Origin of the sequence: Streptomyces griseoflavus, from assembly GCF_014649995.1 — a bacterium.
GTDB classification, from domain to species: domain Bacteria; phylum Actinomycetota; class Actinomycetes; order Streptomycetales; family Streptomycetaceae; genus Streptomyces; species Streptomyces griseoflavus.
Map to the genome: position 1 here is coordinate 59,940 of NZ_BMUC01000005.1, position 19,622 is coordinate 79,561.

Annotated in this window: 16 protein-coding genes; 11 read left to right on the forward strand and 5 right to left on the reverse strand. The window is 72.1% G+C overall.

What is annotated here, in order from left to right; translation table 11 throughout:
* The coding region (locus IE172_RS34470) for an ATP-dependent DNA helicase (protein WP_306432788.1) at positions 1–536 on the forward strand (536 nt) is incomplete at its 5' end.
* A 142-nt stretch (positions 537–678) separates the two neighbouring features.
* Here IE172_RS34470 and lexA read toward each other — a convergent pair.
* Positions 679–1,458 (reverse strand): transcriptional repressor LexA, encoded by a 780-nt coding sequence (gene lexA, locus IE172_RS13215; protein WP_190097390.1) that lies wholly within the window; start codon positions 1,456–1,458, stop codon positions 679–681.
* 520 nt (positions 1,459–1,978) lie between these two features.
* On the opposite strand from lexA, the gene nrdR reads away from it, so the two are divergent.
* The 3 genes from nrdR (at position 1,979) to IE172_RS13230 (ending at position 6,892) form a co-directional block, all read left to right on the forward strand.
* Entirely contained in the window at positions 1,979–2,536 is a 558-nt protein-coding gene (gene nrdR / locus IE172_RS13220) for a transcriptional regulator NrdR (RefSeq protein WP_190097391.1), read from the forward strand.
* 167 nt (positions 2,537–2,703) lie between these two features.
* Positions 2,704–5,598, forward strand: coding sequence for a vitamin B12-dependent ribonucleotide reductase (locus tag IE172_RS13225; RefSeq protein WP_190097392.1), 2,895 nt, complete (start codon positions 2,704–2,706; stop codon positions 5,596–5,598).
* A 184-nt stretch (positions 5,599–5,782) separates the two neighbouring features.
* A complete protein-coding gene (locus IE172_RS13230; protein ID WP_190097393.1) occupies positions 5,783–6,892 on the forward strand; it encodes a hypothetical protein in 1,110 nt (369 codons plus the stop codon).
* Between the two features lie 130 nt (positions 6,893–7,022).
* Here the strand turns inward: IE172_RS13230 and IE172_RS13235 are convergent, their stop codons facing one another.
* The gene (locus tag IE172_RS13235; RefSeq protein WP_190097394.1) at positions 7,023–7,556 is read right to left on the reverse strand and encodes a TerD family protein; all 534 of its coding nucleotides are present in this window, start codon (positions 7,554–7,556) and stop codon (positions 7,023–7,025) included.
* A 157-nt stretch (positions 7,557–7,713) separates the two neighbouring features.
* Here IE172_RS13235 and IE172_RS13240 point away from each other — a divergent pair, with 157 nt between their 5' ends.
* The 3 genes from IE172_RS13240 to IE172_RS13250 all read left to right on the forward strand — a co-directional run bounded on the left by IE172_RS13240 (position 7,714) and on the right by IE172_RS13250 (position 10,089).
* Positions 7,714–8,319, forward strand: coding sequence for a YdbC family protein (locus IE172_RS13240; protein ID WP_190097395.1), 606 nt, complete (start codon positions 7,714–7,716; stop codon positions 8,317–8,319).
* 171 nt (positions 8,320–8,490) lie between these two features.
* Complete coding sequence (locus tag IE172_RS13245; protein WP_190097396.1) at positions 8,491–9,150, forward strand: histidine phosphatase family protein; 660 nt, start codon at positions 8,491–8,493, stop codon at positions 9,148–9,150.
* Positions 9,151–9,180: 30 nt separating this feature from the next.
* A complete protein-coding gene (locus IE172_RS13250; RefSeq protein ID WP_190097397.1) occupies positions 9,181–10,089 on the forward strand; it encodes an ADP-ribosylglycohydrolase family protein in 909 nt (302 codons plus the stop codon).
* Positions 10,090–10,379: 290 nt separating this feature from the next.
* Here the strand turns inward: IE172_RS13250 and IE172_RS13255 are convergent, their stop codons facing one another.
* The gene (locus IE172_RS13255) at positions 10,380–11,927 is read right to left on the reverse strand and encodes an MFS transporter (RefSeq protein WP_190097398.1); all 1,548 of its coding nucleotides are present in this window, start codon (positions 11,925–11,927) and stop codon (positions 10,380–10,382) included.
* 185 nt (positions 11,928–12,112) lie between these two features.
* Here IE172_RS13255 and IE172_RS13260 point away from each other — a divergent pair, with 185 nt between their 5' ends.
* The 3 genes from IE172_RS13260 (at position 12,113) to IE172_RS13270 (ending at position 14,233) form a co-directional block, all read left to right on the forward strand.
* A complete protein-coding gene (locus IE172_RS13260) occupies positions 12,113–12,736 on the forward strand; it encodes a TetR/AcrR family transcriptional regulator (RefSeq protein ID WP_190097399.1) in 624 nt (207 codons plus the stop codon).
* 82 nt (positions 12,737–12,818) lie between these two features.
* Positions 12,819–13,520: a ribonuclease HII gene (rnhB, locus tag IE172_RS13265; RefSeq protein WP_190097400.1), complete on the forward strand. Its 702-nt coding sequence runs from the start codon at positions 12,819–12,821 to the stop codon at positions 13,518–13,520.
* A gap of 68 nt (positions 13,521–13,588) precedes the next feature.
* Positions 13,589–14,233 carry a hypothetical protein gene (locus IE172_RS13270; protein ID WP_190097401.1) on the forward strand — a complete coding sequence of 215 codons (645 nt, stop codon included), beginning with the start codon at positions 13,589–13,591 and terminating at the stop codon, positions 14,231–14,233.
* 228 nt (positions 14,234–14,461) lie between these two features.
* Here the strand turns inward: IE172_RS13270 and IE172_RS13275 are convergent, their stop codons facing one another.
* Positions 14,462–15,076: a hypothetical protein gene (locus IE172_RS13275; RefSeq protein ID WP_190097402.1), complete on the reverse strand. Its 615-nt coding sequence runs from the start codon at positions 15,074–15,076 to the stop codon at positions 14,462–14,464.
* A gap of 212 nt (positions 15,077–15,288) precedes the next feature.
* The gene (locus IE172_RS13280) at positions 15,289–17,454 is read right to left on the reverse strand and encodes a RecQ family ATP-dependent DNA helicase (protein ID WP_190097403.1); all 2,166 of its coding nucleotides are present in this window, start codon (positions 17,452–17,454) and stop codon (positions 15,289–15,291) included.
* A gap of 218 nt (positions 17,455–17,672) precedes the next feature.
* Between IE172_RS13280 and IE172_RS13285 the strand changes: the two genes are divergently transcribed.
* Entirely contained in the window at positions 17,673–19,340 is a 1,668-nt protein-coding gene (locus IE172_RS13285; RefSeq protein ID WP_190097404.1) for a DUF4192 domain-containing protein, read from the forward strand.
* Positions 19,341–19,622: the final 282 nt, after the last annotated feature.

Below are 19,622 nucleotides of genomic sequence, written 5' to 3' on the forward strand. Positions count from 1 at the left end.
CGATGCGGGCCGCGCAGCTGGCCGCCGAGGAGCTGCGCTCGCGCATTCCCCAGTTCCCGATCCTCCTCCAGGGCGAGGAGACGCTCGGCGAGCTGATCAAGAACTTCGCGGCCGACCCGAGGACCTGTCTCTTCGGCACGCTGTCGCTCTGGCAGGGCGTCGACGTGCCGGGCCCCAGCTGTCAGCTGGTGGTCATGGACAAGATCCCCTTCCCGCGTCCGGACGATCCCCTGATGAGCGCCCGCCAGAAGGCCGTGGAGGAGGCGGGCGGCAACGGATTCATGGCGGTCGCCGCGACCCACGCCGCGCTGCTCATGGCGCAGGGCGCCGGCCGTCTCGTCCGCGCGTCGGGGGACCGGGGTGTGGTCGCCGTGCTGGATCAGCGCCTGGCCACCGCCCGCTACGGGAGCTACCTCAAGGCCTCCCTGCCCGACTTCTGGTACACCACGGACCGCAACCAGGTCAGGAAGTCGCTGGCCGCCATCGACGCGGCGGCCGTGCGGGCGGAGGCCGAGGAGGAGGCCGGCGCGGAGTGATTCCGGTGGTGTGCCGCATGGCCGGCGGCACACCACGTCGGGTGGAGCGGGTCCGGACAGCACAGGACCCCGGAACCGGCGCAGGGGTTCCGGGGCCCGGTCAGGGAGCGGGGTCGAGGCCGAGGCCGGTCCCGCGCTGTGCTCAGACGCGGCGCAGTACGGCCACCACCTTGCCGAGGATGGTCGCGTCGTCGCCGGGGATCGGCTCGTAGGCGGCGTTGTGCGGGAGGAGCCACACATGGCCGTCCTCGCGCTTGAAGCGCTTGACGGTCGCCTCGCCGTCGAGCATCGCCGCCACGATGTCGCCGTTCTCCGCGACCGGCTGGCGGCGGACCGTGACCCAGTCCCCGTCGCAGATCGCGGCCTCGATCATGGAGTCGCCCACGACCTTCAGCACGAACAGCTCGCCGTCACCGACCAGCTGCCGGGGCAGCGGGAAGACGTCCTCCACGGACTCCTCGGCGAGGATCGGACCACCGGCGGCGATACGGCCGACCAGCGGGACGTAGGACGCGGCGGGCTTGCCGGCGGTGTCCGTCGGCTGCACGGAGGCGGCCTGGTCGGAGCCGCGCACCTCGTACGCCCGGGGGCGGTGCGGGTCGCGGCGCAGGAAGCCCTTGCGCTCGAGTGCCATGAGCTGGTGTGCCACCGAGGAGGTGCTGGAGAGGCCGACCGCCTGGCCGATCTCCCGCATCGAGGGCGGGTAGCCCCGTCGCTGCACGGAGTCCCTGATGACCTCGATCACCCGGCGCTGGCGGTCGGTGAGTCCGGAGCTGTCCGCCCGGATGCCGGGAGGTCGGCCCGGCAGGGAGCGCTTGGGTCCCTCGGGATGCACGGTTTCGTTGATCGCGTGCACCGGTTCGAGCCGGCCCTGGGAGTGGTCCTGGGCAGTGATGGCGGCACTGTCTGCGGTGGTGGTCACGTCGGCCCCTCTCGATGGTCTCCCTGCAGCACAACGGTAGTTGCTTTCGAAAGGTTGCGCCAAACACACGTTCGAGTGAAAAAACGCGAATTGGGGTACGCGATCTTGTGTCGAGGTGTATTGGTCGCCACGCTCTCGGCCGGACAAACGGGCTGATCGTTGTACTCTTCACCGCCGAGGCGATGACCTTCCGGGTTGTCGGCCCCATCCTGCCATCGGGCGCCCCCGCGCGCGGGAAGCGGCCCCCGGCTTCCCTCCTGCGCCGCATGTTTCCTCCTCTCCGGGGCACGCGGTCTCCCTGTCGCACGACGTCCGGTTCCGGTGCGTACGCGACACGCGTGCAGAGCGTGAATGTTTGAGCCAATCCCCACATCTAGTGGTTGGATTGCGGCAGCAGCCCAGAAGTTGTGGTCCCCCGGGTCTTCGAGCCCTCCACGATCGCCTATGCTGGTGCTGCTTCGTGAGGCCCCTGAGGGCCTGCGAGGTCATTGAGTCTGCTGTGAGGAGGGTTGGGAGTTCCATGCACTGCCCCTTCTGCAGGCACCCCGACAGCCGTGTCGTCGACAGCCGTACGACCGACGACGGCACGTCGATCCGCAGGCGCCGCCAGTGTCCGGACTGCTCCCGTCGTTTCACGACCGTGGAGACGTGTTCGCTCATGGTGGTCAAGCGGTCCGGGGTCACCGAACCGTTCAGCCGCACCAAGGTCATCAACGGTGTGCGCAAGGCATGCCAGGGGCGGCCCGTCACCGAGGACGCCCTGGCCCAGCTCGGCCAGCGGGTCGAGGAGGCGGTGCGGGCCACCGGAAGCGCCGAGCTGACCACCCACGACGTGGGGCTGGCCATACTCGGCCCGTTGCAGGAACTCGACCTCGTCGCCTATCTGCGGTTCGCGTCCGTCTACCGGGCGTTCGACTCGCTGGACGACTTCGAGGCCGCGATCGCGGAACTCCGGCGGGCGGAGCGGCCCGCCGAGGGCGACGGGGACGGCGTCGGGGCCGTTCCGGGGAGCCAGGAAGAAGACGGCGGGTCCGGGGGAACCGTGCAGGTTCCCCGGCCCGCTCCCGCCGCCGGCTGACCGGCGGGCCGGCCCCGGGCGTCAGGACACGGGGACCGGCCGGGCGGCGGCGATGAGAAGACCCGTTGCGGGCAGGCGAGTGGGCGCCCGCAGCACCAGACAGAACACCGTGCCACGGGAACAATCGGGGCACTTCAGGGCGTTTTCGCCCGTACCAGGGAGGCGGCATGACAGAGACGGCGAGCGGTCCGGCACGGAGTTCCCGAGCCAAGGGCACCAAGACCGGCAAGGGGCTGCGGGTCGAGCGCATCCACACCACCCCGGGAGTCCACCCCTACGACGAGGTGACCTGGGAACGCCGTGACGTCGTCATGACCAACTGGCGCGACGGCTCGGTCAACTTCGAGCAGCGCGGCGTGGAGTTCCCCGACTTCTGGTCGGTGAACGCGGTCAACATCGTGACCAGCAAGTACTTCCGCGGTGCCGTGGGCACCCCGCAGCGCGAGACCGGCCTCAGGCAGCTGATCGACCGCATCGTGAAGACGTACCGGAAGGCCGGCGAGGACCACAGGTACTTCGCCTCGCCCGCCGACGCCGAGATCTTCGAGCACGAGCTGGCGTACGCCCTCCTGCACCAGATCTTCAGCTTCAACAGCCCCGTGTGGTTCAACGTGGGCACGCCCCAGCCGCAGCAGGTCTCCGCCTGCTTCATCCTGTCCGTCGACGACTCCATGGAGTCGATCCTCGACTGGTACAAGGAAGAGGGCATGATCTTCAAGGGCGGCTCCGGAGCCGGCCTGAACCTCTCCCGGATCCGCTCCTCCAAGGAGCTGCTGTCCTCCGGCGGCAACGCCTCCGGCCCGGTCTCCTTCATGCGCGGCGCGGACGCCTCCGCCGGCACGATCAAGTCCGGTGGCGCCACCCGCCGCGCCGCCAAGATGGTCGTCCTCGACGTGGACCACCCGGACATCGAGGACTTCATCGAGACCAAGGTCAAGGAAGAGGAGAAGATCCGCGTCCTGCGCGACGCGGGCTTCGACATGGACCTGGGCGGCGACGACATCGCCTCCGTCCAGTACCAGAACGCCAACAACTCGGTCCGCGTGAACGACGAGTTCATGCGGGCGGTCGAGCAGGGCGGCCGGTTCGGCCTGCGCGCCCGGATGACCGGTGAGGTCATCGAGGAGGTCGACGCCAAGGCGCTGTTCCGCAAGCTCGCCGAGGCCGCGTGGGCCTGCGCCGACCCGGGCATCCAGTACGACGGCGTCATCAACAACTGGCACACCTGCCCCGAGTCCGGCCGGATCACCGCGTCGAACCCGTGCAGCGAGTACATGCACCTGGACAACACGTCCTGCAACCTGGCCTCGCTGAACCTGATGAAGTTCCTCAAGGACGACGGCCTGGGCAACCAGTCCTTCGAGACCGAGCGCTTCCAGAAGGTCGTCGAGCTGGTCATCACCGCGATGGACATCTCGATCTGCTTCGCGGACTTCCCGACCCAGAAGATCGGCGAGAACACCCGCGCCTTCCGCCAGCTCGGCATCGGCTACGCCAACCTCGGCGCCCTGCTGATGGCAACCGGCCACGCCTACGACTCCGACGGCGGCCGCGCCCTCGCCGGTGCCATCACCTCCCTGATGACCGGCACGGCGTACCGGCGCTCCGCCGAACTCGCCGGGATCGTCGGCCCGTACGACGGTTACGCGCGCAACGCCGACGCCCACAAGCGCGTCATGAAGCAGCACGCCGACGCCAACGGCACGGCCGTGCGCATGGACGACCTGGACACCCCGGTGTGGGCCGCCGCCACCGAGGCCTGGCAGGACGTGGTCCGCGTCGGCGAGAAGAACGGCTTCCGCAACGCCCAGGCGTCGGTGCTCGCCCCGACCGGCACCATCGGCCTGGCGATGTCCTGCGACACCACCGGTGTCGAGCCGGACCTGGCGCTGGTCAAGTTCAAGAAGCTCGTCGGCGGCGGCTCCATGCAGATCGTCAACGGCACCGTCCCGCAGGCCCTGCGCCGCCTGGGCTACCAGGAGGAGCAGATCGAGGCGATCGTCGCCCACATCGCCGAGAACGGCAATGTGATCGACGCCCCCGGCCTCAAGCCGGAGCACTACGAGGTGTTCGACTGCGCCATGGGCGAGCGGGCGATCTCCCCGATGGGCCACGTCCGCATGATGGCCGCGATCCAGCCCTGGATCTCCGGCGCCATCTCCAAGACGGTCAACATGCCGGAGACGGCGACCGTCGAGGAGGTCGAGGAGATCTACTTCGAGGCCTGGAAGCTCGGCGTCAAGGCGCTCGCGATCTACCGCGACAACTGCAAGGTCGGCCAGCCGCTCTCCGCGAAGACCAAGGAGAAGGAGAAGGCCGAGGTCACCGAGAAGGCCGAGGAGACGATCCGCGCCGCGGTCGAGAAGGTGGTCGAGTACCGCCCGGTCCGCAAGCGTCTCCCCAAGGGCCGTCCCGGCATCACCACCTCGTTCACGGTCGGTGGCGCCGAGGGCTACATGACCGCCAATTCCTACCCGGACGACGGTCTCGGCGAGGTCTTCCTGAAGATGTCCAAGCAGGGCTCCACCCTCGCCGGCATGATGGACGCCTTCTCCATCGCCGTCTCCGTGGGCCTCCAGTACGGCGTGCCGCTGGAGACGTACGTCTCGAAGTTCACCAACATGCGCTTCGAGCCGGCCGGCATGACGGACGACCCCGACGTGCGGATGGCGCAGTCGATCGTCGACTACATCTTCCGCCGCCTGGCGCTGGACTTCCTGCCCTTCGAGACGCGCTCCGCGCTCGGCATCCACTCCGCCGAGGAGCGTCAGCGTCACCTGGAGACCGGTTCGTACGAGCCGTCCGACGACGAGCTCGACGTCGAGGGCCTCGCCCAGTCGGCGCCGCTGGCCCAGGAACTGAAGGCGGTCGCCGCGCCGAAGGCCGAGGTCGAGGCGGTCGAGCCCGCCCCGAAGCAGGCCCACACCAGCGCCGAGCTGGTCGAGATGCAGCTGGGCATCCAGGCGGACGCCCCGCTGTGCTTCTCCTGCGGTACGAAGATGCAGCGGGCCGGTTCCTGCTACATCTGCGAGGGTTGCGGCTCGACGAGCGGCTGCAGCTGACACAGGGCACGGCCCGGGCATGAGAGTGCCCGGTCAGGGCGGTGGTGCCGGTTTCCGGCGCCGCCGCCCTCGGCATGTCCGTGGCGCGGTGCGGCCGTCGGCCGCACCGCGGGGGTTGTCTCGGCGGGGGAGACGGTGGCAGGCTGCCGGGCATGATCAAGAGAATCGAGTCCGCCACCCACCGGTGAGCGAGACGCCCGGGACCGGACTGCCCGGTGTCCCGACGCCCCTGTTCCTGCACGCCCTCCGGCTGCACCGCCTGACCCCGGACGAGCCGCTCCTCCGCAGCGGAGAACCGTTTCCCGCGACCGCGCGGCGTCGCCGTCGGCAGCGGACGCACGACCACGACGGCGGAACCGACGAGGCCGCGGGCATCCTCGGCGCCTACTTCCTCGACCCCCGCACCCCGCCCCACCGGCTGGCCGCCGGGCTCCGCGACGTCCCGTTTCCCTCCCGGCACGACGAGAGCGTCACCGCCGTGGCACTCGGCGCACCGGCGCCCAGGGTCCGGGAGACCGGACGGTGGCTGGTCCGGCACGGGACCGGTCTCACCCCCGTGGCCGTCGGGCTCGCGCTCCTCACCGAGACCGCCACGGTGGACGACATCCCCCTCATCCAGACCATCGGCCTCCTGTCCAACCCCTTCGGTCCACTGGCGGTAAGGGCTCTGGACCGCCTGCCGGGCGGCGTCGAGGCACTGATCTGGCTGGCCGAACGCGTGACGGCCTGGGGCCGCGTGCACGCGGTGGACACGCTCTGCCGGCATCTGGACGACCACCCGGCCGTCCGGCCGTGGCTGCTGCGCAGAGCCGTCGACGGGGACCACCTCAACGGCTACTTCGCCGCCGAGGTCGCCCGGGTGACCGTGCTCCACGAGGTCATCGTGCGGTCCGGGCACGACGCCGGGATCGTGGACCACGCGGGCCGGATCCTGCACGTTATGAAGCACTGCGAGGGGATGGGCACCTCGTTGCGTCACTACCCGCAGGCGCTCACGGTGATGGAGGCGCACGTCCGCCACATCACGGACCTGGGGCCGACGGCCGAGCGGTACTTCGCCGCGGCGAGTGTCGCCCAGTACCTGGGCGCCGAGACGCCCGCCTGGTCCGACGACGCCGCGGTCAGGGCGCGCTGGGACCAGGTCCGGACGTCCTACCTCGCCCTCACCGACCGTGCGGACTGGTGCGTCGCCGCACGGGAGGGACTGGCGGCCGGTGACGGGCGGATGACCTGGCCGGCGGGCTCCATGGCACCGGAACTCGACCTGCGTGCCTTCCGCGACCACGCGCCGTGAGCCGGGAGCACCCCGCCCGGCCGCACGCGCCGGCGCCGGGGGCGGTGGTGCCGGCCTCCCGGTACCACCGCCCCCGGCGCTCCGCTCCGTCGGCCCGGGCCCGCCGTGACGGCCCGGGTCCCCCGCGCCGTCAGGCCCGGCGTACGGCTCCCATCGCGCGGGGGAAGTCCGCCGGGTCGCCCTCGAAGCCCTGGACGCCGAAGCGGAACTCCCAGGGACCCGACCCCTCGCGCACGAACTCCGCGACCGTCGCCGCCGTGGCCCCCGGGACGCCGCCGAAGTCGTCCTCGGCCAGGACGGTGTAGCCCTCGCGGATGCGCAGACCCGGGCTGTCCACGCCGGAGAAGGTCCGCCGCGTCCGGTGCTGCTGGATGACCACACCGACCACTACGCGCGCGTACCGCTCGTGGAGCCGGTCCAGTTCCAGCGTCATGACCTCGTCGTAGCCGAAGCCCTTACCGTCCTTGCTGTCCCGGTTGAGGATGATGGTGCCGTCGGGGGAACGACTGTCGAAGTGCACCACGTAGGCGGGATCACCGTGCGGGTCGCCCGCCGGATAGGGCGCGGCGACGAGGTCCAGGTCGGTGGAGGGTTCACCCGAAGGACTCGGGTCCCACCGCAGTGCGATCTCGACCTTCCCGAAGCCCTTGCTGAGGCCGTTCACCAGTCTTCCCCTTCCCGTGACCGTCCTGCCCGGCCCACCCCAACTGCCGGGCGTTCGTGGCAGGTTGTCCATCCTGCCATGCGCGTGGCGACCGATGCCGCCAAGCGGTCCCGACGAGGGTGACCGACGCCACGCCCCGGGGCCTTACGATGGCGCGGTGCTGGTCAAGTGGATTCGCTGCACCGTGGTGGACCGCCGCGGGTTCGAGCGGGGGCAGCGGAAGTGGGCGGGGCTTCTGGGGGAGCCGGGGTTTCGGGGGCAGGGCGGGGGCTGGAGCCGGGGACGGGCGGACGTGGCGCACATCTTCTCCTTCTGGGAGAGCCGCGCCTTCTACGACTCCTTCATGGCGCGCTCCCACGACCGGCTCGCCTCCACCCAGGCGGGCACCTTCAAGGACGCCCAGGTCAGGCTCTTCGACCACCGTTTCGACGTGAAGACCGGCTTCGAACCGCGCTTCACCGACGCCGACCTGCTCCGGGTGGCCCTGTGCCGGGTCCACGAGGAGCGGGCGGAACACTTCGTCCTGATGCAGGAGAAGGTCTGGAACCCGGCGATGGCCGGCTCGCCCGGCATGGTCCGGGGACTGTTCGGCGAGGCGCCCGGGCACGAGTTCCTGGTGCTGTCGATGTGGCGTTCGGCCGCCGAGCACGGCAAGTACCGCGCCGAGCGGGTGGAGCGGCTGGCGCTGCGGGCGCAGACGGAGGCCGATGTCGCGGCCCTGGCGGGAGACATCGTCGACATGGAGAAGGCCTGGACGGTCTGAGCCCCGGCGACGGAATGCCTGGACGGTCCGAGCCCTGGAACCGGAAATGCTCGCTCCGTCACGGGTGGGCGGGTCGCCGCCCGGGCCCCACGGTGGGGAAGGTGTGTGACGTACGCCGTATGGGGACCGCACGAGTGCCCGTCCGGACGTCACCCGATCTAGGGTCTTGGCATGGTACGACCACGGCGCATCGTCCTTGTCCGGCACGGCGAGTCGACGGGCAATGTCGATGACTCCGTCTACGAACGCGAACCCGACCACGCCCTGGCCCTGACCGAGCGCGGCCGGCGGCAGGCGGAGGAGACGGGGGAGCGGCTGCGCACCCTGTTCGGCGACGAACGCGTCAGCGTCTACGTCTCCCCGTACCGGCGCACGCACCAGACGCTGAGCGCCTTCGGGTTCGACCCGGGGCTGATACGCGTGCGCGAGGAGCCGCGGCTGCGCGAGCAGGACTGGGGCAACTGGCAGGACCGCGAGGACGTGCGTCTGCAGAAGGCGTACCGGGACGCCTACGGGCACTTCTACTACCGCTTCGCGCAAGGGGAGTCCGGAGCCGACGTCTACGACCGGGTCGGCGGCTTCCTCGAAAGCCTCTTCCGCAGCTTCGAGGCCCCCGACCATCCGCCGAACGTCCTGATCGTCACCCACGGGCTGGCCATGCGGCTGTTCTGCATGCGGTGGTTCCACTGGACCGTGGCGGAGTTCGAGTCGCTGTCGAACCCGGGGAACGCCGAGATGCGGATGCTCGTTCTGGGGGAGAACGGCAAGTACACCCTCGACCGGCCCTTCGAACGCTGGCGCGAACCGGAACCGTACGGGATCACCGGATAGACAGGGGGTCACGGATAGAGTGGCAGGGCGATGACCTCTGATTCTTCTCCCGCCGGGCGCCTGGAGCGCGCTCTGGCCAGCCTGCGCGGACTGTCCGTGGGCGACGCGCTCGGCTCCCAGTTCTTCGTGCCGGTGAACTACCCGCTGCTCAAGCGCCGGGAACTGCCCCCGGGTCCGTGGCAGTGGACCGACGACACCGAGATGGCGTGCTCCGTCGTCGCCGTCCTGGCCGCGCACCACCGGATCGACCAGGACGCCCTGGCGCGTTCCTTCGCCGACCACCACGACTTCGACCGGGGATACGGTCCCGCGGTCAACCGGCTGCTGCGCCTGGTCCGCGAGGGCGGGGACTGGCGTGAGCTGGCCGCCGCGCTCTTCAACGGGCAGGGGTCCTGGGGCAACGGCGCCGCGATGCGGATCGCCCCGCTGGGCGCCTGGTACGCGGACGACCCGGAGCAGGCCACCCACCAGGCCGAGATCTCCGCCTACCCCACCCACCAGCATCGTGAGGCCGTGGTCGGCGCCATGGCCGTCGCCGCGGCCGCCGCGTTCGCCGCCGCGCCGGGCGGGCCGCCCGGCCCGGAGGCCCTCCTGGACGGGGTGATCGGTCTGGTCCCGGCGAGGAGCGCCGTCGGCGCCGGTCTGCGCCGGGGCCGGGACATGCTCGACTACGGTGACGCCGCCACCGTCGCGGCCGTGCTCGGCTGCGGACGGCGTACGACGGCCCATGACACCGTTCCCTTCGCGCTCTGGTCGGCGGCCCGGTCCCTCGGTGACTACGAGGGGGCCTTCTGGACGACCGCTCAGGTGGGCGGAGACGTCGACACGACCTGCGCGATCGTCGGAGGGGTGGTCGCCGCCGGGAAGGCCGGGGCCCCGCCCGCCGACTGGGCCGGGCAGGTCGAGTCGCTGCCGGAGTGGATGCCGACCCGGGTCTGAGCTCGGGAGCTCCACCGGAACTCTCCGTGCGCTCCGGGAACTCTCCGTGACCGGCCGTGCGTTGTCCGGACAAGCGCTGTGTGAGGCATGAGGCCCGGCACACACGGGTGTGCCGGGCGGGGTGTCGTCGGTCGGGGAGAGGGGCGGTCGCCATGACCTTGTGGAGGTGGCTCGCCGTCCGGCTCGCGCCGGGCGCCGTGGTGCCGTGTCCCGGGGGCCGGCCCGGCGTTCCCCGGCCGACCCCCGTGACGGTCGGGGAACCGCCGGGCGGGACCCGCGGGAGTCGCGGCTCAGCCCATGCCGGGTCCGGCCGTGCCGGACAGCGCCTCCAGGTCGCTCTTGCGGACCCGGATGACGAACCACGCGGTGCCCAGGGCGAGTACGGCCATCGCGGCGGCGGGGACGAAGGCCGTGGAGATGCCCTGCGCCAGCACCTCGTGCCCCCAGGGCGCGGGCAACTGCTGGGTCTGCGCGAACTGCGCCTTCTGCTCGGCCGTCCCCTCGGCGAGGAAGGCGGGCACCTGCTTCTCCGCCTCGTTCCTGCTCGCCGTGCCGAACACCGTCGTCAGGAGGGCCAGGCCCACCGACCCGCCCACCTGCTGCGTGGCGTTCAGGAGGCCGGATGCCGCGCCGGCCTCGTGCTGGGCCACCCCGGAGACGGCGGTGAGCGTCAGCGTCACGAAGTTCAGGCCCATGCCGAAGCCGAAGACGAGCATCGGACCCAGGATGCCGGTGACGTAGGAGCTGTCGGAGCTGATGAGCGTCTGCCAGGCCAGCCCGGTCGCGGCGAGGGCCGAACCGGCCAGCATGAACGGCTTGGGCCCGAACACGGGAAGGAACCGCTGCGACAGTCCCGCCCCGAGCGCGATCACGACCGTCACCGGGAGGAAGGCGAGGCCCGCCTCGATCGGGGTGTACCCGAGCACGTTCTGCACGAACAGGACGATGTAGAAGAACATGCCGAACATCGCCGCGGCCAGGCTGAGCATGATCACGTAGGTGCCCGCGCGGTTGCGGTCGGTGAACATCCGCAGCGGGGTGATCGGTTCCCTGGCCCGGGACTCGATCAGCACGAAGGCCACCAGCAGGACCACGGCGGCCGTGAAGGAGCCGATGGTCAGGCCGTCCCGCCAGCCTTCCTCCGCGGCGCGGATGAAGCCGTAGACGAGGGAGGCCATGCCGGCCGTCGAGGTCACGGCTCCCGCGATGTCGAACCGGCCGGTGTGCCGCTCGGACTCGTTGATATACATCGGTGTGAGTACGGCGATCAGCAGACCGATCGGCACGTTGACGAAGAGCACCCACCGCCAGTCGAGCCACTCGGTGAGCATGCCGCCCGCGAGCAGTCCGATGGCGCCTCCGCCCGCGGAGACCGCGGCGAAGACACCGAAGGCCCGATTGCGCTCGGGCCCTTCGGGGAACGTGGTGGTGATGAGCGCCAGCGACGTCGGCGACGCGATCGCGCCGCCCACACCCTGGAGCACCCGCGCGGCCAGCAGCTGCCACGGCTCCTGGGCGAATCCGCCGAGCAGCGAGGCCAGGGTGAACAGCAGGATGCCGCTCATGAAGACACGGCGGCGGCCGAGTATGTCGCCCGCGCGGCCGCCGAGCAGCAGCAGGCCGCCGAAGGTCAGCGTGTAGGCGCTGACCACCCAGGTGAGGTCGGTGGTGCTGAACCGAAGGGCGTTCTGGATGTGTGGCAGCGCGATGTTCACAATCGTCGCGTCGAGTACCACCATGAGTTGGCAGGCCGCGATGACGGCGAGCGCGACGCCGGGGCGTCCGCCCCGGCGGGCCGCACCTGGCTTGCGGTCCTGGATCAAAGGAGAGGTTGTCACTATGGGTCCCCCACGAGTGTGTCAGTGAACGCTCGCGTTCACTGTTGCGTCAACGGTAGGAGTCCCTGACAGTGAACGCAAGCGTTCACTTAGGGAGTTGTCGCTCGGCGTGTCCCCCCTCAGTCGCCGCGCGGCGCGTACTTCATCCCCGCATGTTCGTTTCCGCTGCTCGTTGGAGAGTTCAGATGGTTACTTCGAGCTGGGCGGCGTCCCACGCTCATACGGCCGCTTCCCGCCGCCGAGGCGCCGTGCTGGAACGCGCGATCCTCGATGCCGCCCTGGAGCAGCTCAGCACGGTCGGCTGGAACGGCCTGACGATGGAAGGTGTCGCCGCCGCCGCCCAGACCGGCAAGGCCGCCGTCTACCGGCGCTGGCCCTCCAAGGAGGACCTGGTCGCCGACGCCCTGTGGGCCGGACTTCCGCAGGTCGACGCGGTGCCGGACCTCGGGAGCGTCCGCGAGGACCTGCTCGACCTGTGCCGGCGGGCGCGCGACGCGATGTTCTCCCCCTCCGGGTTCGCGGTGCGCTCGGTGATTTACGAATGCGACAGCACGCAGGCGGAGCGCTTCCACGCCGTCATCTTCGAAGGGGTCGTGGAGCCGACCATAAGAATGCTGCGCGAGGTGATCGAGCGTGGAATCGAACGCGGCGAGGTGCGCGCGGACGCGGCCAACGGTTACGTCTTCGACGCGGTCCCGGCGATGATGATGTACCGGTCGAAGATGTGCGGCAGCGAACTGGCCGACGCCGATCTGGAGGAGATGATCGACCAGTTGATGGTTCCGCTGTTGCGGCGCACCGGCGCCTGACCCCTCGGCCGCACGCTGCCCGCTCCCTACCCGGGGGCCGGGGTGTCGCACCCCGTCGTGGGCGGCGTACGCTAAGGGCGCCATGCCGTACGAACCACCTACTCACACCGTCGAGCGCTCTCTCCGCGCCACGACCGGGGCGAAGATCGTTGCGGGTGTCGACGAGGTGGGGCGCGGTGCCTGGGCCGGCCCCGTCACCGTCTGCGCGGCGGTCACCGGACTCCGCCGGCCCCCGCAGGGGCTCACCGATTCCAAGCTCCTCACCGTCAAGCGGCGCACCGAGCTCGCGGAGACGCTGCGGACCTGGGTGACGTCGTACGCCCTGGGGCACGCGTCCCCCGAGGAGATCGACCGGCTGGGGATGACCGCCGCGCTGCGGCTGGCCGCGGTCCGCGCGCTGGACGCGCTGCCGGTCCGGCCCGACGCGGTGATCCTCGACGGCAAGCACGACTACCTCGGGTCACCCTGGCGGGTGCGCACGGTCATCAAGGGTGACCAGTCGTGCGTGGCGGTCGCGGCGGCCTCCGTGATCGCCAAGGTTCAGCGCGACAAAATGATGGCCGAACTGGGCATCGACCATGCAGACTTCGGTTTTGCGGACAACGCCGGGTATCCGTCACCCGTGCACAAGGCCGCACTGGAGGTCCGGGGCCCCACCCCGTACCACCGGTTGTCGTGGGCGTATCTTGATGCGCTGCCCCAGTGGCGGCACCTCAAGAAGGTCCGCAGCTGGGCGGACGGGCGTGTTCCGGGGATCGAGGGTCAGCTCGGCTTCGACTTCTGACCGGCCGCTCGTACTCATGTGCCCACCCGGCGGCGCGTGTCGTACCAACGTTTGATAAAAATCAGCTCATGCCTCTCATTCCCGAGGAGCCTCAGATTCACGAGAGTGCCCAGGGTCCCCGCGCCACGCCGGCCAGCGGCCGCACCGCGCCGACCCCCCGCCCCGTACCCGGTCCCCGCCCCGCGGCTTCGCGTCCCGGCCGTCCCGGCCCGCCACGGCCCACGCCGCCGGCGCAGCGCGCGCCGCGCGACGCTGCACCCGCGGCCAAGCCGGCGGCCACGGCCGAGCCGGCACCCGCGGCCAAGCCCGCACCCACCACGACCACCCCGCAGATCCAGCTGATCCCGGCCTCCGCCGAGGGGGCGCTCGACGCCGCCGAGGAAGCCGTGGACCTGCTGCTGGACTCGGGGCGAGCCCCCGGCGACGTACTGGTGATCACCACCGGTGAGCCGCACCCGTGGGCCACCCACGAACTGTCCTTCGGTGAGGCGTCCTACTGGGCCCAGCACGACTCCGGCGACGACGTCTTCTACACGGACGCCCAGGTCGCGGACCGTGCCGGAGCACGGCCGGTCGTCGTGGTCGCCGTCAACGGCGGCCCGGAGTCCGCGACCGTCTCCGCCCTGTCGGTGGCACACACCCGGGCCGGCGCCCTGCTGATCGTCTGCGGGGACCCGCAGCGGATCAACTCGATGCTGGGAACGGCTGCCTGACCCGGCGCCACCACCGCCGGCCGGAGGCCGGACCGGAGCCGCGGACGCCGCGGATGCCCCCGCGGCGGCGTTCGTGCGGTCGGCGCCCCGGTACGTACGGGGCCGGACGGGCAACGGCCGGTGGCCACCACCGCGTTCGCGCCCGTCCGTCGTGCCGGAGGTGCCGTCCCGCCACCCGGTCCCGCACGGACGCGCGGGCCCGGGCATCCGGGCGGCGTCCCCGTGACGTCAGCGGGCCGCCGCGCGGCGCAGCACCTCCGAGGCGGCGCCGCCGGTACGCGGAATCCGCGGCGGCGCCTCGGACATGGCGAACGGCTCCGGCGCCGAGCCGGCGCTGGGATGCCGGCCGCCACGCCCTTCGCCGAGCACCTGCCAGCCGTCACGGGTCAGCGTGATGTAGGCCCCGCAACGCAGCCCGTGCAGTGTGCAGGCGTCCCGCAGCCCCCACATCCACGCGCCGTCCTCCTCGGTCCACCGGGCATCACCCTCACGGCAGTAGAGCAGCACGGCGGTGCGCACCGGTGTGCGGCGCCGCAGATCGTGCGGGATGACCCGCCGCAACTGGGCCAGCAGCACGTTGCGGAGCATCCAGCCGTCCGCCGAGGCGGTGCGGCGGGTGAACGAGGCGCTCGCCCGCAGGCGTTCGTCCGGGTCCAGCACGGCGACGACCGCGGTCGCCGGACCGGGGCGGTGCCGGGCGTGCAGTCCGCTGACGACCTCGCGCGGACTGCGCAGCAGCGGGATGCCCGCGGCGGCCCACTCCGCGGGCTCGAGCACACGGGCGGCGGAAGCGGCGGACGTCGACAGCGGTGCCGCCGAGGACGGAGCGAATCCGAAGGTCACGGTCCTCCCTTCGGCTACGCCCGGACTGCGGGCGGGGACGGATCAGGGGAGCGCGCACGCAACAGAGCCCTACCTGATCGGCGGGCGAGCCGTGCGGGTGCGGACTTCAATTCTTGCTGTCGAACTGGGATGCGGCAACGAGCAATTGGAGCCGCGGGCCGGTATCGGGCGTTCCACGGCTAATATCCCCACCCGCGGGGTGCGGCGAACCGTCAGCCCTGTACGGCCAGCACCAGCGGCAGTACGCCCTGTGCACCGGCACGCCGGAGCAGTCGCGCCGCGACGGCCAGGGTCCAGCCCGTCTCCGTGTAGTCGTCGACGAGGAAGACCGGTCCCTGGGCCCGCGCGAGCGCGTCCGCGAGGTCGCCGGGCACGGTGAGCGCGCCGTCGAGGGCCTTGAGGCGCTGGGCGCTGTTGCTCCGCGAGGCGGGGCGCGCCTCGCCCGTGTACTCCACCGACCCCAGCAGCGGCAGTCGGCCGATCTCCGCGATGCGCGCTCCGAGGGAGTGGATCAGCCGGGGCCGGCTGCGCGAGGCGAGGGTCACCACCCCCACCGGCCGGGGCCGGGCGTCCACCGCTCCCGCCGCCCATCCGCCGGGCCCCTTGGCCCAGTCGGCCAGCACACCCACCACGGCCTGGGCGACGTCGTCCGGCACCGGCCCGTCCGGCGCCTGGGGCGCGAACATCGGCCGCAGCCGGTTGCCCCAGCCGATGTCGGACAGCCGCCCCAGCGCCCTGCCCTGCGCGGCCTGTTCCCCGGCCGGGATGCGGCCCTTGAGGTCCATGCCGATCGCGGGAAGTCCGGTGGGCCACATCCGCCGCGGCTCCACCTCGACGCCCGCCCGGCCCAGGTCCACGCGGGCCGCCTCGAGCGCGGCCGCGGAGGCGTCGGCGGTGTAGCGGGCGCCCGCGCAGTTGTCGCAGCGTCCGCAGGGCTTGGCGCCCTCGTCGTCCAGTTGGCGTTGCAGGAACTCCATCCGGCAGTCCGTGGTCGTCGCGTACGTGCGCATCGCCTGCTGCTCGGCCTTGCGCTGGCGGGCCACCCACGCGTACCGCTCGGCGTCGTACGCCCAGGGCTGCCCGGTGGCGATCCAGCCGCCCTTGACGCGTTTCACCGCCCCGTCCACGTCGAGCACCTTCAGCATGGTCTCCAGCCGGGAGCGGCGCAGTTCGACCAGCGGCTCGAGGGCCGGCAGGGAGACGGGCCGGTCCGCTCCCGCGAGGACGTCGAGCGTGCGGCGCACCAGGTTTTCCGAGGGGAAGGCGAGCGACGCGAAGTACTCCCAGATCGCCTCGTCCTCCTTCCCGGGAAGGAGGAGCACCTCGGCGTGCCGCACACCGCGGCCTGCGCGGCCCACCTGCTGGTAGTAGGAAATGGGGGAGGAGGGCGAACCGAGGTGGACCACGAAGCCCAGGTCGGGCTTGTCGAAGCCCATGCCGAGAGCCGAGGTGGCCACCAGCGCCTTCACCTTGTTGGCCAGCAGGTCCTCCTCTGCCTGCTGCCGGTCGGCGTTCTCCGTGCGGCCGGTGTACGAGGCGACGGTGTGACCGCGCTGCCGCAGGAAGGCGGTCACCTCCTCGGCGGCGGCCACGGTCAGCGTGTAGACGATCCCCGAGCCCGGGAGTTCGTCCAGGTGGTCGGCGAGCCAGGCCATCCGGTGCGCGGCGTCCGGCAGTGCCAGCACGCTCAGGCTCAGACTCTCCCGGTCCAGCGGACCGCGCAGCACCAGTGCGTCCGACGAGCCGCCCGTACCGAGCTGCTCCGCGACGTCGGCGGTGACGCGCGCGTTGGCGGTGGCGGTGGTGGCGAGCACCGGCACGCCGTCGGGGAGGTCGGTGAGCATGGTGCGCAGCCGGCGGTAGTCCGGGCGGAAGTCGTGTCCCCAGTCGGAGATGCAGTGCGCCTCGTCGACCACGAGGAGCCCGGTCGCCGCGGAGAGCCTGGGCAGGACCTGGTCACGGAAGTCCGGGTTGTTCAGCCGCTCCGGACTCACCAGCAGCACATCGACGTCGCCCGCGGCGATCTCGCCCTGGATGGCGTCCCACTCCTCGCTGTTCGAGGAGTTGATGGTCCGGGCGCGGATGCCGGCGCGGGCCGCGGCCTCCACCTGGTTGCGCATGAGCGCCAGGAGGGGAGAGACGATCACGGTGGGGCCGCTGCCCCGCGCCCGCAGCAGCGACGTGGCCACGAAGTAGACGGCGGACTTCCCCCACCCCGTGCGCTGCACGACCAGGGCCCTGCGCTTGTCGGCCACCAGCGCCTCGATGGCCCGCCACTGGTCCTCGCGCAGCCGGGCCCCGCCCGAGGTGTCCCCGACGAGACGGGCGAGGACCGCGTCGGCGTCCGCCCGGAGATCCGCGTTGTTCGTGTGCTCCATGGGTTCCATACAACAGGACGGCACCGACATCCGGCCCGTCGCGCGGTGGGACCGGGCGCCCGCCCGCGCTCCGGCCGGGGAGGGGAGGCATGAGCGGCACGAGCCACATGAGCGGTACGGAGGACGTGAGCGGTACCGAGGGACATCAGTGGCATGTCCCTGATGCGACTTATCCACAGGAAGAACCGGAATGCGGAGATCTGCGAGATCGTCTGGGCATGACGAACCACAGCGGGGCGACCGGATCCCCCGAAGACAGTGACATCCCGGAGCACGACCGGCACGAGCACACCGGCCTTCCGCCGGGGGACCGGGCCGAGGGCCCCACCGGATCAACCGGCTCCCGCCCGGACGGCGGCGCGCGAGGCAGCGCACCGTTCCCCGACGACCTCGCCCGCACCGCCTACGACAGCCACGGCGGCGCACAACAGGTCACCCTGCGCACCCCCGCCGAACTCGCCGACGCCCTGCCCTACCTCCTCGGCTACCGCCCCGAGGACAGCGTCGTCCTGGTCGCCCTGCACGACCGGGACGGCCGTGGCCGGTTCGGCGGCCGCGCCCGGCTCGGCATCCCCGGCAGCGTGGACGACTGGCCCGCCGCCGCACGCCAGTTGACCCACGGTCTGGTGGCGGGCAGTGAGCGCCGGGGCACCCGTCCGGAACAGATGGTCGTCTTCCTCTGCCAGGAGCCCGGTCCGGGCGAATCCGGCCGGCAGGTCAAGGAGCGCCTGGCCCCGCTGGCCCGCGCCCTCCGCCTGGAGTGCGGTGCCCTGGACATCCCGGTGGTGGAGGCCCTGTGCGTCTCGGACGGCCGCTACTGGTCGTACTGCTGTGACGACGACGGCTGCTGCCCGGCCGAGGGGACGCCGACGGGGCTGCCCGGCACCTCGGTGCTGGCCGCCGCCGCGGCCTACGCCGGGCTCCAGGTCCGCGGCACACTGCGCGAACTGCGGGCCAGGTTCCTTCCCCGGCAGAACGCCGCCGCGCCGGAACAGCGGAAGGCGCTGGACGCCGCCGGCATGGCGCTGGTCCCCCGGATCCTCGACGCCGCGGGCCGCCTCGAGGTCGCCGGGGAGACACTGACCCTGGCCGAGCGGATCATGGCCCGCCTCGCCGACGCCCCAGCCGCATCCGGTGCCGCCCCGGCCGACCTGCGCGACGACGACCTGCTCGGGCACGAGGAGGCGGCCGCGCTGATCCTCGGCCTGCAGGACCGTACGACCCGGGACCGCGCGGCGGAGTGGATGGAGGGCGCCGAGGCGGGCCCGGCCCTGCGCCTGTGGCGCGCCCTGGCCCGCCGCTGCGTCGGACCGTACGGCGAACACGCCGCGGCGCCCCTCGCACTCGCCGGGTGGGTCGCCTGGTCCACCGGTGACGAGCTGGAGGCACGGGAGGCGTTCGCCATGGCCCTGGGCGCCGATCCCGACTACCTCTTCGCCCGTCTGCTGCACCAGGCGTGCAACGAGGGCCTCGACCCGGAGTCGGTCCGCCGCTGCCTGCGCACCGAACGCGAGGAGCGCGGGCCGCGGGCGCCCGGGGAACCGGCTGGGCCGACGGACCGGGACCCGGACCCCGGCCCCGACCCCGACCCCGGGGACGATCACGAATCCCGCACCCCCCGGCCCGCGGTTCCCGGCCCCGGCACACCACCCCTGACCCGCCGTCACCGCGCACGCGGCTCCGGAACCGGCGGCGGTTCACTCCGGCGGAAGCGCGCGGAGGGCAGCCGGCCGAGCGGGCGGCTCCCGCGCCCACGCGTGCCGGCCGGCAGCACACATCCCGGCGGGGGCGCGGCGGGCGGCGCGCGCCCCGTCGGCGAGGACACGCGTGGGACGCGGTCCGGTGAAGCCCGGACCGGCCGTCGGGGCAGTGACGGGAAGGAGTGAGGCCCGGGGGCCATGTCCCGTGAGGAGTGAGGTGGACGTCGGGCTGCCCTCGGTCGTGATGACGGGGCCGGGCGCGGCACGGAGGAGGGAGTGCGCCGGGCGTGGACCCGACCGGCGACGGCGTGTACGGGACGGCGTGGCGGGTTCCGTTCCCGGAACCGGCCCGGACCCGTGGCGGCCGACCGTGCCCGGTTCGCGGGGATGCCGCGCCCGTCCCTGCGCGGGGCGGGCCGTGGCCGGCGGGCGGCGGGCCGGACGTGACCGCCAGGCCGGCCCCGGTCA